The 13,668-nt window shown below is 34.8% G+C and carries 12 protein-coding genes; 10 read left to right on the forward strand and 2 right to left on the reverse strand.

The features are described 5' to 3' along the window. Window positions 1-23 precede the first annotated feature (23 nt). The 8 genes from DI487_RS09685 (at window position 24) to DI487_RS09725 (ending at window position 10,408) form a co-directional block, all read left to right on the forward strand. Window positions 24-653 (forward strand): Crp/Fnr family transcriptional regulator, encoded by a 630-nt coding sequence (locus DI487_RS09685; protein ID WP_109569463.1) that lies wholly within the window; start codon window positions 24-26, stop codon window positions 651-653. Between the two features lie 81 nt (window positions 654-734). Beyond that, window positions 735-1,418, forward strand: coding sequence for a cysteine hydrolase (locus DI487_RS09690; protein WP_170108192.1), 684 nt, complete (start codon window positions 735-737; stop codon window positions 1,416-1,418). Between the two features lie 509 nt (window positions 1,419-1,927). Beyond that, window positions 1,928-2,293 carry a response regulator transcription factor gene (locus DI487_RS09700; RefSeq protein ID WP_109569466.1) on the forward strand — a complete coding sequence of 122 codons (366 nt, stop codon included), beginning with the start codon at window positions 1,928-1,930 and terminating at the stop codon, window positions 2,291-2,293. A gap of 22 nt (window positions 2,294-2,315) precedes the next feature. Then, the gene (locus DI487_RS09705; RefSeq protein WP_170108193.1) at window positions 2,316-3,410 is read left to right on the forward strand and encodes a hypothetical protein; all 1,095 of its coding nucleotides are present in this window, start codon (window positions 2,316-2,318) and stop codon (window positions 3,408-3,410) included. Between the two features lie 13 nt (window positions 3,411-3,423). Further along, a complete protein-coding gene (locus DI487_RS09710; RefSeq protein WP_109569468.1) occupies window positions 3,424-4,857 on the forward strand; it encodes a glycosyltransferase family 2 protein in 1,434 nt (477 codons plus the stop codon). Between the two features lie 18 nt (window positions 4,858-4,875). Next, complete coding sequence (locus DI487_RS09715) at window positions 4,876-7,299, forward strand: sulfatase-like hydrolase/transferase (protein WP_109569469.1); 2,424 nt, start codon at window positions 4,876-4,878, stop codon at window positions 7,297-7,299. Window positions 7,300-7,310: 11 nt separating this feature from the next. Continuing rightward, window positions 7,311-8,492, forward strand: a complete 1,182-nt coding sequence (locus DI487_RS09720) for a YaiO family outer membrane beta-barrel protein (protein ID WP_146193429.1) — start codon at window positions 7,311-7,313, stop codon at window positions 8,490-8,492. Window positions 8,493-8,590: 98 nt separating this feature from the next. Then, complete coding sequence (locus tag DI487_RS09725; RefSeq protein WP_109569471.1) at window positions 8,591-10,408, forward strand: glycerophosphodiester phosphodiesterase; 1,818 nt, start codon at window positions 8,591-8,593, stop codon at window positions 10,406-10,408. 18 nt (window positions 10,409-10,426) lie between these two features. On the opposite strand, the gene DI487_RS09730 is transcribed toward DI487_RS09725, so the two are convergent. Then, entirely contained in the window at window positions 10,427-11,143 is a 717-nt protein-coding gene (locus DI487_RS09730) for a LytR/AlgR family response regulator transcription factor (protein WP_109569472.1), read from the reverse strand. Next, a complete protein-coding gene (locus tag DI487_RS09735) occupies window positions 11,127-12,203 on the reverse strand; it encodes a sensor histidine kinase (protein ID WP_109569473.1) in 1,077 nt (358 codons plus the stop codon). The genes DI487_RS09730 and DI487_RS09735 overlap by 17 nt, the downstream gene beginning before the upstream one ends. 211 nt (window positions 12,204-12,414) lie before the next feature. Between DI487_RS09735 and DI487_RS09740 the strand changes: the two genes are divergently transcribed. Beyond that, the gene (locus tag DI487_RS09740) at window positions 12,415-12,762 is read left to right on the forward strand and encodes a MotA/TolQ/ExbB proton channel family protein (protein WP_109570652.1); all 348 of its coding nucleotides are present in this window, start codon (window positions 12,415-12,417) and stop codon (window positions 12,760-12,762) included. Between the two features lie 72 nt (window positions 12,763-12,834). Next, window positions 12,835-13,635 carry a zinc-dependent peptidase gene (locus tag DI487_RS09745; RefSeq protein ID WP_245896341.1) on the forward strand — a complete coding sequence of 267 codons (801 nt, stop codon included), beginning with the start codon at window positions 12,835-12,837 and terminating at the stop codon, window positions 13,633-13,635. Window positions 13,636-13,668: the final 33 nt, after the last annotated feature.

Consider the following 13,668-nt stretch of genomic DNA (forward strand, 5'->3'; position numbering starts at 1 on the left):
TTGGGTTCAGATTCATATAGATCATGGATAGTAAAACGAGTATTTCCCAACTTAACCTGTTTAAAGAGCCTGAACTGAAAGAGGAAATCCAAAAAAATGGAGATATCCAATCGTTCAGCAAAGACGAATTATTAATCAGGGAAGGGCAGTATTTGAAAGTGTTGCCCATAGTATTAAATGGCTCTATTCGAGTTTTTCAAACGTATGAAGACCGCGAAATAGTATTGTACTACGTGCTCCCGCAGGAAACGTGTATCATGTCGTTAGCAGCCTGTTTTTTCAATACCGGTAGCGCCTCAAATGCGGTTACAGAAGAAGACACAGAGGTGTTGTTCATTCCTTCGCATCTCATTCCGATATGGCAAAAAAAATATCCTTCATGGAATGAGTTTATTTTAAAAGCTTATAGAAACAGGTACAATGAATTGTTGGAGGCTTTCAATAACGTTGTTTTTAAAAAAATAGATGAACGGATTATGATCTATCTTGAAGAGCACGCCACTAAGAACAACTCGAGAAATATTCCTTTATCCCATCAGGCTTTGGCTTATGAATTGGGAACCACTCGGGTTGTGGTTTCAAGGATTCTTAAAAATTTTGAGATAGAAGGGAAAGTTATCTTGCATAGGGGCTATATTGAATTAAAAAAATAGCGGCATTGTATCTTTTGATACCGTTCGGTCAGCCTTTCTCTTATGAAATTTGTTGTATTAATTTTTAAAATCATTAATACAATGAAGACAAAACACACTGCATCTACATTAGCATTTTTTTGCTTAAGTATTTTTTTTACAAACGCTGCTTCAGCCCAGACATCCAGCTCAGGAAGTTCAAATAAGGTTTTACTGATTACTTCGGCTCAGGTCGATCTATTGTCTGAAGAAGGCAAAGCATGGGGTTTCACTAAAGACTCTGAAGAAAAGAATCGGATCAGAGAAAACCTTAAAAAGATTATAAAGGAAGCAAGGAAGCAACATATTCCTATTATTCATTCTCCTGTAGGGTTTGACTATGAACTAATGGCAGGCTATAAACCACTGAACACCTTCCAGAAAATAATCATTGAGAACAGATTATTGGAAATCAATGCTCCGGGAAGCAAGTTTATTCCGGAAGCGTTTCCTTTGGAAAATGAAATTGTGCTACCGTACCGACAAGGGTTTTCATCATTCTGGGCCAAATCGATCCAGGAGCAATTGAAAAAACTAAGGGTTGACACCATATACATTGCTGGGATGTTGGCAGAAGGCTGTGTAGAATCCCATGTCAGGGACGCCGCTGAGAACGGTTATTCCACCGTTGTGATATCAGATGCCATTGGTTCTACCAGCTTAGAACTGTTGGACGTATCGATGAAAACACTTTCTCTTCACGCCAAAGCTTTGATCAGTACAGAGGAATTTTTAAAAAACAACTAATATTTTTTTACTGGGACTGTCAAAATACAGGCAGTTCCTTTCCTTTTTTAACCGATGCAGGAATGTAATTTTCGAAATAGTACAAGTACCGTATAAAAATCTAAAAAATGGACAACAGGTTAAGAGTAGTCATTGGAACAACGGGGTAAGCAAGGTCAGGTTGTGATAAAAAACCTATTGCAAAAGAATCATACTGTTAGGACACTGGTTCGAAATCCTGATAAGTTTAATAAACTTATCAAACATGAAAAATGCAACAGTTGAAATTTTTCTGCCATTCACTAATTTAAATTTATTTCCCTAAGTAAAGCAACTTAAAATGAATTGTAATGTTAAGTATATCTGATTTGTAATAAATTTTATCTATTTCTCTTTTTGATAAATCTTATTTAGCGCATAGATAAAAAACTACAAGTAAACGGTTTTTGTCCACAAAGCAACTTTGTTTTATTCTATAAGTTTGTCCTGTATATATGTGGTTATAAATTTACCTTTAAATACAAGAAGTTATGGACAAAAAGAAAATAGTTTTAGTAGAAGACAATGCAGTATTTTCAATGATACTGAAGTTTGTATTAGAAAAAGAAGGGTATTCTATGTTTTTGGCTGGTGACGGAAAAGAGGCTAAAACATTGATAGAGTCAGAAAATCCGGATATAGTTTTGTTAGATGTTATGCTGCCTTATGTGAATGGTTTAGAGGTTGTTAGTTATGTTAGAGGGATGTTAGATATGACTATGCCTATTATTGTTTTTTCTGCATCAGGGCAAGACGATATGGTTCATAGAGTAAGAGGGGTCGGGGCAAATGACTTTATAGAAAAGCCTTTTGATCCGGATAGCCTTGTTGTGCGAATAAAACAATTTCTAAATTAAAGGAGTATAGCACTTAATAATTGTGATGGGAATAATACAGTACTTAAAAGACTACTATTACCAATTACCTTTATTGGTACAAGTAGTTTGGCTATTAATATTTTTTTTCATTTTATATATTCTTATTCTGATCTCATATATAGGTTTTATAAGAGGCGCATTAAGAAGCAAAAACAAAGAACGCATTGTATACAAACGTTTTTTTGAAGACTTGTTGTTTAAGTATATAGTTGCGTCCAGTGCAGAAGAAAGGGACATAATTCTTGTTAAGTTTAACAGGCAGATTTCAAAAAAATTCAGACGTAAAGTACTTGTATCTAGTTTATTTGGGGTTATGATGCAGGTTTCCGGAGAAAAGGAAGAGTCGGTAAAAAAGATATATAGTGAATCAGGTTTAGAGCAATTGGCTATTAAAGACTTAAAGATAGCGAACAAGTGGAATGTTATAGCAGGGGCTCTGGTAGAATTAATGAGGTTTAAAATTGATAGTGATGAAGCTAAGAATTACGCCAAACGATATATAAACCATGAACGGGAAGAAGTTAGAAGAAAGGCACACCTTTACCTGATATCTTTGTTTGGATTTAAAGGACTATTCTTCTTAGACGAGTTGACCGAAGGTCTTTCAGAATGGATACAGATTCAGTTACTTGAAAACCTCAGGAAGTTTGATGACCGAGAAATGGAAGGATTACATTCATGGTTGCAGTCAAAGAACGATACAGTAGTACTGTTTGCATTAAAATTAGCACGAATATATAAACGTTCAGAAGTTAAGGACGACTTGTTTGAACTATTATCTCATGAAAATGTGAATATAAGAACATATACTATTATAGTATTAGTTAGTCTATTGGGTAGTGAAGCTAAAGAGAGGATCAGACCGAAATTTAATGCTTTGGCTCTTGAAGAAAAGATATGTTTTCTTGAATTATTAGAAAAAGAAGCGACACCGGAAGATATTTTACTTGCTAAAGAGAATTTGCAGAATGAAAATTTAGAGCTATCCTTTTTAGCACAAAAAATAATAGCGATCAACAACTCACTAACTATGGAGAGTTTGAACGATTTACAATCAAGGCAACTTTCTTCTGTTGCGCTAAAGTCAAAAAAGTAATAACTATAAAGCAATGACAGTAATTCATATAATATTTGAGATATGTAATTATATTTTCTTTGGTTTTACAATATTGATTACAATATCGTATGTTGTTTTGGGGTTTATCTCAAGAAGTGAAACCGAAGAGTATCTAAGAAAAAATCATTTTGTTAATTATAAAGATATTCCATCATCTTCAGTATCTCCGGCTATAACGATTGTAGCTCCGGCGTATAACGAAAGCCTTAACATTATTGAGAGTACCCGGTCTTTGATGTCGCTTCATTATGTTAATTACGATATTATTGTTGTAAACGACGGAAGTGATGATGACACTTTGGAAGAGCTTATTAAAGCTTATGATCTGGGACGGGTTGATGATTATATATTAAACGAGCAACTTAAAACAGAGCCTCTGCGAAAAGGTGTTTTTAAATCAAAGAATCCTGCTTTTGAAAAACTGACTGTCATTGATAAAGAAAACGGGGGAAAATCAGATGCGCTTAATATGGGATTCAACATTAGCAGAAGCAAGTATGTGGTAAGTATTGATGTTGACTGTTTATTAGTTGAAGATGCACTTCAAAGGATGGTAAAACCCTTTCTGGAAGAAACCAAAAAAAGGGTTATTGCTTCAGGAGGAGTTATACGTTTAGCGAATGCATGTACCATAAAGGATGGCCGGTTATTAGAAATTAATTTGCCGAAAAGGATGTTGGTTCGTGCGCAGATTATAGAATATCTCAGAGCTTTTTTATTAGGTCGAATGGCATGGAGCCGACTTAATGGTCTCTTGGTAATTTCCGGAGCTTTCGGACTTTTTGATCGAAAAACCGTCATTGAAGTCGGAGGGTATGATAGAGATACTGTCGGAGAAGATATGGAACTTGTCGTACGCATGAGACGCTATATGGAGGATAAAGGAGAAGCTTATAAAGTATCTTATATTCCGGATCCGTTGTGTTGGACTGAAGTCCCTGATGATCGTAAAGTTTTTGTTTCACAGCGAAATCGTTGGACACGAGGTACTATAGAAACGCTAAGAAAGCATAGAAAACTAGGATTTAACAGAAAGTATGGATTTTTGGGTATGATAAGTATGCCGTATTGGTTTATTTTTGAACGTTTGGCTCCTATTATCGAAGTGGTGGGAATTATCTATTTTGCCATGCTGTTGATATTCAGAGGGGTAAGATGGGATTATGCAATAGCATTCTTCGTTTTGTTTTATTTGTTCTCCGTTATTTTTTCATTGGTTACCCTATATGCAGAGGAATTGACCTTTGGGCAGTACTTAAAAAAAGGATACGGTCGAAAACTTATTTTGATGTGTTTTCTGGAACCTTTTATCTTACACCCACTTGTGCTTTATGCAGCCATTAAAGGAAATTTTATCTATTATTTCAGCAAAGAAAAAAAATGGGGCAACATGAAGCGAAAAGGATTGACCAATGAACATGCATAAAAAGAAAATCTTAAATCAATGAAGATTAGTTCACAAAATAATAATGACATTCGTAGTTTTGCTAATTTGACTTTGGCTTTGATATTCCTTTTTTGCCTGATGAGCCTTTTTGAGCTTGTCATGATAAAATCTATGAATGACAGCTTTGCCTTGGTTTATCTGTTAAAAATCACAAATGATTTTTGGGCAGGGTTATTAATAGGTCTTTTGCTGTTTCCTTTATATTCGGTTTTGAGGTTATTAACTAAAAAGAACAGCATTAAGGTTGTTAAAGTACTGTTTGTAGTTGTGGTAATTGTTCAGTTTGCTTTGGTAAAATATAGTATTTCTACCTTATTGAACTTGGGTGCAGATTTTTTAGGGTATTCTTTTAATGATATAACTCATACCGTAACCGCATCTGAAACTTTTTCAATAGGATATTTTATCCCGTTTGTGATCTTCCCGCTTCTATTCTTGTTTTCGTACGGAATAATTGCTAAATACCTAAGTAATATTAATTTAATTGCTGGGATGTTGTTTTTAATGTTACTGTTAGGTTTGTTGAAGATGACATCTGATCTTACTCCAGAAATAAAATATCAAAATAAATTAGTCTTTTTAATCAGCGACATTATTCACTCCCAAAAGGAGAAGCGTAAATTGGATACTGAAGCCTTCAAAGGAAAGGAATACCCTTTGTTAAGACCGTTTAGTCAGTCAAAAGATGTACTTACTCCGTTTTTTAGCATCAAAAATGGAGAGAAACCTAATGTAGTGATCATCATTGTAGAAGGATTAGGAGGTGATTTTGTAGGAAATGGTACTTACCATGGCTTTACACCATATTTGGATTCATTGACCTCAAAATCGTTGTACTGGGAAAATTTTGTAAGCAATACAGGTCGTACATTTGGAGTAGTTCCTTCTTTGCTGGGATCATTACCGTATGGGCACGAAGGCTTCTTAGAACTTACTGATACACCGAGTCACTTATCTCTCATCAGTGTGTTAAAACAAAATGGTTATACAACGTCTTATTACTGCGGAGATAAATCGGCTTTTGATAAAAAAATAAATTTTTTAGAATATAATAATATAGACCATGTGGTTGATGAAGACGGCTATGGTTTAGAGTATGCTAAGACGGAACAGGATTCAAGAGGATTTTCTTGGGGATATCCGGATGAACTTATATTTAAGAAAGCCTTAGCATCCATAAATTCTAAGCCAGATCCCAGACTGGATATTATTATGACGCTTACGAATCATGAACCTTTTATTTTTCCGTCAAAGGAAGCGTATAAAGTGAAGATTGACAGTATCTTGTCATCTGATCTAAAATTTGCGGGCATTAAGAAAGAGGTACTTGCAAATAAAGATATTTTTGCGAGTTTAGTTTATACAGATAATTCTATAAAAGATTTCATGCTTGCTTATGCCAAGCGAAAGGATTACAATAATACTGTATTTATCATTACCGGAGACCACAGACTTATTCCGGTTACACAAAAAGATAATCTGTGTAGGTATCACGTACCATTATTTATTTTTAGCCCAATGCTGAAAACATCAAAAACATTTAAGTCTGTTTCATCTCATTGGGATATCGCCCCTAGTCTGTTAACATTTCTGACCAATAATTACGAGTTCAACAAACCTGAAAAAATAGCTTGGATGAGTGATGGACTTGATACTGTGGCAGATTTCAGAAATGTACATAAAATTCCTTTGATGCGTTATAAAGGAAATATAGAAGATTACATATACAATGATTATTTGTATTCTGAGGGCGAACTATATAAGATGGACAAAGATTTTAACGTACACAAGGAGAATAATAGAAAACTCCTTAAGCCTGTTTTAGATTCCTTAACAGCATTTAAACAATTGAACAATTACCTTACCAGAGAGAACAAGATCTTTCCGGATTCTTTGGTTCGTATTTACGTTAAATCGAGAAAGAAATTTTCTCAGGAACAACAAGAAAAGGTAGAAAGAATGACAAAAGGGATGGATTTTGAACAGGCTTTTCAACTGGCAAGAGAGAAGGCTTTTACCAAGGAATATGATGATGCCTTATTACTTTGCGATTATATTTTGGATGCAAAGCCAAACCATTCAGATTGTCGTGCTTTAAAGGGACGGGTGTTGGCGTGGAAAGGCGACTACTCAGGGGCTGAGGTAGAGTTGTTGAAAGTTATCAAAGGAGTACCCCGACATTATGATAGTTATATAGCATTGATAGATGTATATCATTGGTCAAAACAAGAATATAAATTAAAGGAGATACTAAAAAAAGCATTGAGGAATGGTGCAAATGATCCGCAGATTAGTTTTGAAATGGCTAAGGAGTATGCAAGAACGGGTTCTTTTGATAAGGCAAATAAAATAATGGATAGCATTATAGAGCACTATCCGGAAAGAGAGGAGTATTTAACATTTAAAGAGACTTTAAAATAGACATTTTTATAGTGAAAAATTTTTTATATTTTTTAATGATTGTATTGAACTTAAACTCTTTTGCTCAGCAAAAGGGAGGAGAGGAAAATCAAAAAAGAACTTTTGAAGAAGCCAGAGAGTTGGCTTTTAATGGTAAAAGACAGCAGTCTCAAGAAGTATTACAGTTGCTTTTAGAGGAGAATCCTTATGATGTTCAAGCCAGAACTTTATTGGCAAAAACATATTCTTGGGACGGAAAGTATGATTTGGCACGGGATGAATTTAAAGAGCTAATAAAATATGCCCCGAGAGAATTTGAAGTTTGGGAAGCTGCTATTAAGAATGAATTCTACAGCAATTCACCATTTAAGGCTTTAGAAATGGCAGATAGAGCTTTGAAACACCTTCCGAACAATGATAAGATACTCTTCTTAAAAGCAAAAGCAGAAGCAGAATTAAAAAACAATAAAGAGGCATTGGCAACATTGGAACCCGTTTTGGAAAAGGATCCTGATAATGAAGAGGCATTAGCGCTTAAAGCCAGTATTTTAAGGGATTTGCGCAAAAATGACATAATTGTACGCTCTTATGTAGATATATATTCAAAGGTTTTTGACCCCATGCAGTATTATTCTGTAGGTTGGAGGAGAAAAACCAAACTGGGAAGCATAACCGCAAAGGTTAATATGAGCCATAGGTTTCAGACCACCGGAACCCAATATGAGGTTGACATGTATCCGAAGATCACAAAAGGGATGTACGGCTATCTGAATTTCGGGGTATCAAATTCTTCTTTATATCCGGATGTAAGGTATGGTGCAGAGCTATACAAATCACTGCCTTTAAGTTTAGATGCTTCCTTAGGAGTCAGGGTGTTGAAATATAATACTACAACAACGGTTTATACAGGGTCTTTAGGCTGGTATACCGGAAATGACTATTTGCAATTCCGGGCTTATCTTACACCTAATGATCGAGGCACAAGCAAGTCAGGTTTCTTTACGTATAGAAAGTATAGAAAAAATGCCTATAATTATTTTGGAGTTGAAATCGGAATGGGGTTCTCTCCTGAAATATACCAGTTTCAATCCCAAGGAAATGAAGAAACTATAATAAATCTTAAGTCACAGAAATTGAGACTGGAATATTATTTTTCGTCCAAGAACAATAAGAATAGATGGGGCTTCAAACAGGTGTTGCTCATCAAGAAATGATTTTTAACCCCGGTTCTTATTTTTGGGTATACAACGTTGGACTTACTTGGTATTTGAGTTTCAGGTAAGTGTATAGAACAATTTTAAACTAAAGGATTATGATAATCAGAAATTCAAGTGTTTTTGTATTTGTCTTATTTTTTTTAAATTCTTTTTCACAGAAGGCCCAAAGCCCTGTTGATTTCTCAGATTGTAGCTTTACAGCTGTTGCTCACAGAGGATATTCGGAGTTTTACCCGGAAGATACTTTGCTTGCCATTGAAGAAGCCTTTAAAAGAGGAATAAAATACTGTGAGGTAGATGTAGCGATAAGTAAGGATGGTGTATATGTTTTAAGCCACGATCCCCATACTATTTCCAGAACAACGGATGGTACGGGAGCTGTTTCCGACAATTCTTATGCAACACTCATGGCACTTGAAACCGGAAAATGGAAAGAAAGTTATTTTGAGGGAACTTCGTTTCCCCTTTTAGTAGATGCTTTGAAGTTGGCACAAAAATATGATGCTTGTCTATATCTGGATGTAAAAAACTTTAGTGGCTCGATGTTAAAACAAGCACTCCTGGAGTCTGGTGCTGACCCTATAAGAATGATGCCGGCAATAACAACAATAGCTGCTTTGAACGAGTTTAAAGACAGTTGCCCTGATTCCCCATGGGTATGGTTTGGTGGAATGCCGGAAAATCCTGAGGATGTGGATTGGTATAAATCAAAAGTACAGCTTGGTTGCAAAGTCTTCGAATTAGCGGAAGATGATGTGTTAAAAGGCAGTGACTGGGCTAGCACTTTCATTGATATGGCTCATGACTCAGGGGCAAAAGTATGGGTATATACGGTTAATAATGAAGAAAAGATTAAAGAATATGCGAATATGGGGTTTGATGGAGTGGAAACGGATAGGCCTTATGTAGCCCAACTTGCCGTATGCGGATACAATCCTGTTTCTGATTATCCGAAAAAAGAGACAACAGGTAATTGGAATTTTAAAAAAGCCGATTTTGAAAGTAATGGTGTGGGTTCCCGATTGAAAAATTTTCAGAAAGATAGTACACTGCTGCAGTCGGTGGAGTTTGGAACAACAAGTTATTTTGGTATTGCCCCTGTTAGCGGTATGGATGTGACAGTGGCCAAAATTCCGGCTTATAACCCTCATAATGGTTTGTTTGTATACGATAACTTTATGATGGAGGATTATGGCGCCTTAGATGCTTCCTACTCAGTTATAGTTGATCTCTATGTGGCCTCAGTTAATAAAGGAAAATATATCTCATTGTTGCAAACAAATCCGGATAATTTGGGCGATGCTGATTTTTTTATTAATCCGGACGGACAATTAGGAACTCTTGACAGCTATCATGGAAATTTTGATTTTGACACATGGCATAGGTTGGTATTTGTACTTGATGGGAACGCAATAAGGAAATACCTTGATGAAGCGTTTATCGGCGAAACAGAGGCTCCCTTAGGTTTGAAAAGATGGCCTGTTTTTAACAATATGGCTTACCATGGTAAACATGGTTTCTTACTTTTTTCAGATAATGATAATGAAACTGCAGCAGTTTATATTAATGCTTTGCAGTTGCGTAATTATGCAATGAGCGAAGCAGAAGTATCTTTACTTGGAGGAGTAAGTCCTAATGGAATACCTGTAAATAATAAGAAACTTTTTTCAACGGGCATTGACAGTCTGGAAACCGAAATGATCGATTGGGAACAGCAAACTATTTTTATAAAGCAAAAAAGCACTGGTAACAATTTTAAAGTGGCTTATGATTTACAGTTGAGTTATGGTGCCAAAACAGATATTCCGACATCCGGATGGTTCAACTTTAAAGAGGGAAACGGGTCTGTGACGTTTAAGGTAATTGCTGCTGACGGATCATCAACAAATTGGACGATACAGAATATTCCTTAAAGGTCAGTTTGTTTTATTTTAAAACCGCTCTAAAACAGATAAAACATTTTTCTTATAACTTCTGCTTATCGGAATGGCTGTTTTGTTGATCTCAATACACTCGTTAGTAAAAGAGTCTATTTTATCAATTGAAATGATAAAAGAACGATGAACTCGCAGAAAACTTTCCTGCGGAAGTTTTGCTTCAATATTTGAGATCGTTTCTCGCGTTATAATCGTTTTTTTCTGCGTTATGATCTTAATATAATCGCTTAGGCTTTCTATAATAAGGATCTCATTAAAATCAACCTTTATCATTTTTCTGTCTGAGCGTACAAATAAAAAATCATTCTTATCCGTTTCAATCTCTTTTTCAGGAGTACTTTCCGGAATGCTGTTTTCACCTAAAAATTTGTTCGTTGCTTTTATAAAACGTTCAAAAGAGATCGGCTTTAAAAGATAGTCGACAGCTTGCAGATCAAAACCATCAATAGCATATTCCCTGTAAGCTGTTGTAAAGATTATTTTGATGTTTTTATTGATGGATCTGGCGAAAGACAATCCGGAAATGTCAGGCATATTAATGTCTAAGAAGATCAAGTCTACAGTTTCGTTATTAATAACGGTAAAAGCTTCAATGGCATTCTCACAAATTCCGCAAACTTTAAAGTTCCCGATCTTTGAGAGATAAGAGGCTATGATTTCCCGGGCAGAAACCTCATCATCTACAATTAAACAATTATAATATTTTCCCATTTTCCTCAGTTCTATTAAGCAGTGTTAATTCTATAAAATACCAATCGTCAGAAACCACCCTTTTTAAAGTATAATTGTCCGGAAACAATAAGTCTAATCTTTTTGCTATGTTTTTTAGGCCAATACCTCCTGTATCAGATTCAGGACTTTCTAAAGTACTGTTCCGGATTGTAAAGTATAATGTTTTGTTGTTCCTGTATTCTAAAGAGACCAGTATGGTAAGCTTCCCGTTCAGAATGCTGCCATGTTTGAACGCATTTTCAACAAATGGGATCAGCAGCATAGGCGGAATTGCTAAATCGTCCGGAATGTTTTTTAAATGAACCTGTATGTCAAGCCTATCTTGAAAGCGAATTTTTTCTAAGTCAATATATTCTTTTAAATGTTCTATTTCATCAGTTAAAAATACTTTTGGTTTCTGAATTTGGTACAAAATATAATCTAAAAGATTAGAGAGTTTTAAGATCAGTTCCGGAGTATATTCCGATTTTTTTAAGGCAAAAGCATAAATGGTATTTAAGGTGTTGAACAAGAAGTGAGGGTGAATCTGCTTCTTTAAATAATCGAGTTCCTGTTCCTTAATTTGAAGAGTTGTCTCTAAAATTTTATTTTCTAAAATTTTAAGTTGGGTCTTATCTTGCAAATTGTGTTTTAAAATCGTGATAAAACTGAAAAGGCCTACGACCAGATAGACTAGAATAAAGATAAAAATAAAGTTTCTGCCCATTGGAGGTATTTTGGTAATATTCAGATCAGTTACAAAAATATAACCGCCGAATATGGCCATGAGGATCAAATAAGCAGATAAAATGAGTGAATATAACGTATATAGACTAAATTTAAAATATCTTTTAGTCAACAGGAATTTAGGGATCAGAATAAAATTTGTAAGGTACGTAGCAATAATAGTAACAGGAAGCAGTAAGCCGGAAAACCAAGTGATGTAGTTGGTATCATTTGAATTATAGCTGAAAAAATAAATGTAAAACACCCAAACCCCTACCCAAAATATGAAATGAAGGAAAAATGACCTGGTGGTGTTTAAAGCTTTAGAATTCATGTAGCCAATTTAATTAAATTCTTGTTTTTTTAAAACTTTTGCGACGAATGACCTGTTTAGAGCTTGTTTTAGCTTTTTAATAGAAATAATTGCGGATAGCAATGTAAATTTGGCTCTTTAAAGCTTAATAGGAGGCGTTAGTCGCAAAATAGAAAATACAAAAGAGCAGTAGACTAATTTTGAACCATATTAATAACAAAAAAATATGAAAATGATTTTAGAAAAAATTTATGAGGGCGGACCTTTTTTTATGGTTCCTATTGTTTTACTGCTAATTGTGATTTTATTATTGGTGGTGAAAGGAGTGTTGAAAAAATCAGACAACACTAAAACAAAAAACTTAATTGCATCCATCAGCTTGTTTGTACTGGTCTGGGGAATTTTAGGGCAATCGATCGGTTTAATAAGTGCTTTTGAATTTATCCAAAAAACAGGCAGTGTTACTGCTGAAATTTTAGCAGGTGGTTTAAAAGTCTCTTTCCTGCCCTCTGTTTTCGGCATGTTTACCTTTTTGATCGGGAGAACAGGGATAGTTGTTTTGACATTATTGGAGAAATAGAAGGGTATTAAATAAGCGAGTTCTTAGTGTAATTTTATATCTTAGCAATTCTATCTAATCTCGCTTATTTTTTTGGTATATTTTTTAATTCTTGCAGGACTTGCTTTTACACTTTTTTTTGCCTACCACGTAGTCGTAGAGCCTGTTTATGCCTTTTTATTCAGGAAGCCTATTTATGTGCATTTCTATCCTTTTCCGAAAAAATTATCGCTTCAGCAATTAGAAGTGCTAAACAACCGATTTGAATTTTACGCTAAGTTGCCGGTTAAGCAAAAACGCTATTTTGAACACAGAGTGGCAAAATTTATAAAGCAATACCCGTTTTACGGAAAAGACGGTTTAGAGATTACAGATGAGATACAGGTGCTCATTGCAGCAACAGCCATTATGCTGACTTTCGGAATGCGACGTTATTTATTTGATGTGATTGATAAGATCATAGTTTATCCGGATATCTATTATTCTACAATCAATGATAATTACCACAAGGGAGAGTTCAACCCGGCAATGAATGCTATTGTTTTTTCATGGAAAGATTTTTTAGAAGGCTATCAGATATCCAATGATAATCTGAATTTAGGACTACACGAATTCGGTCACGTATTGCACTACCAGGGTTTAAAAAGTACAGATACTTCTTCTACGATCTTTTCAGCAACTTACGATGAGATCATTGAACAGATCAGATATCCTGCAAACCATAAAAGAATGGTCGAATCTGATTATTTCCGTATTTATGCCTATACTAATGAATTCGAGTTTATAGCAGTTGTATTAGAACACTTTTTTGAAACTCCGGATCGATTTCAGGCTGAATTCCCGCAATTATATGAGTTGGTCAAAACAATGATCAATTTCAAAGAAATAAGATAAAAACTAACTGTTAAGATACGAAAAAAAATAGTA

The organism is Flavobacterium sediminis (genome assembly GCF_003148385.1).
Classification (GTDB): Bacteria; Bacteroidota; Bacteroidia; order Flavobacteriales; family Flavobacteriaceae; genus Flavobacterium; species Flavobacterium sediminis.

Coding starts and splice junctions, on each gene's coding strand:
- DI487_RS09710 (WP_109569468.1), top strand. CDS start 3,424: ATGACAGTAATTCATATAATATTTGAGATATGTAATTATATTTTCTTT.
- DI487_RS09700 (WP_109569466.1), top strand. CDS start 1,928: ATGGACAAAAAGAAAATAGTTTTAGTAGAAGACAATGCAGTATTTTCA.
- DI487_RS09690 (WP_170108192.1), top strand. CDS start 735: ATGAAGACAAAACACACTGCATCTACATTAGCATTTTTTTGCTTAAGT.
- DI487_RS09685 (WP_109569463.1), top strand. CDS start 24: ATGGATAGTAAAACGAGTATTTCCCAACTTAACCTGTTTAAAGAGCCT.
- DI487_RS09725 (WP_109569471.1), top strand. CDS start 8,591: ATGATAATCAGAAATTCAAGTGTTTTTGTATTTGTCTTATTTTTTTTA.
- DI487_RS09740 (WP_109570652.1), top strand. CDS start 12,415: ATGATTTTAGAAAAAATTTATGAGGGCGGACCTTTTTTTATGGTTCCT.
- DI487_RS09715 (WP_109569469.1), top strand. CDS start 4,876: ATGAAGATTAGTTCACAAAATAATAATGACATTCGTAGTTTTGCTAAT.
- DI487_RS09735 (WP_109569473.1), bottom strand. CDS start 12,203: ATGAATTCTAAAGCTTTAAACACCACCAGGTCATTTTTCCTTCATTTC.
- DI487_RS09730 (WP_109569472.1), bottom strand. CDS start 11,143: ATGGGAAAATATTATAATTGTTTAATTGTAGATGATGAGGTTTCTGCC.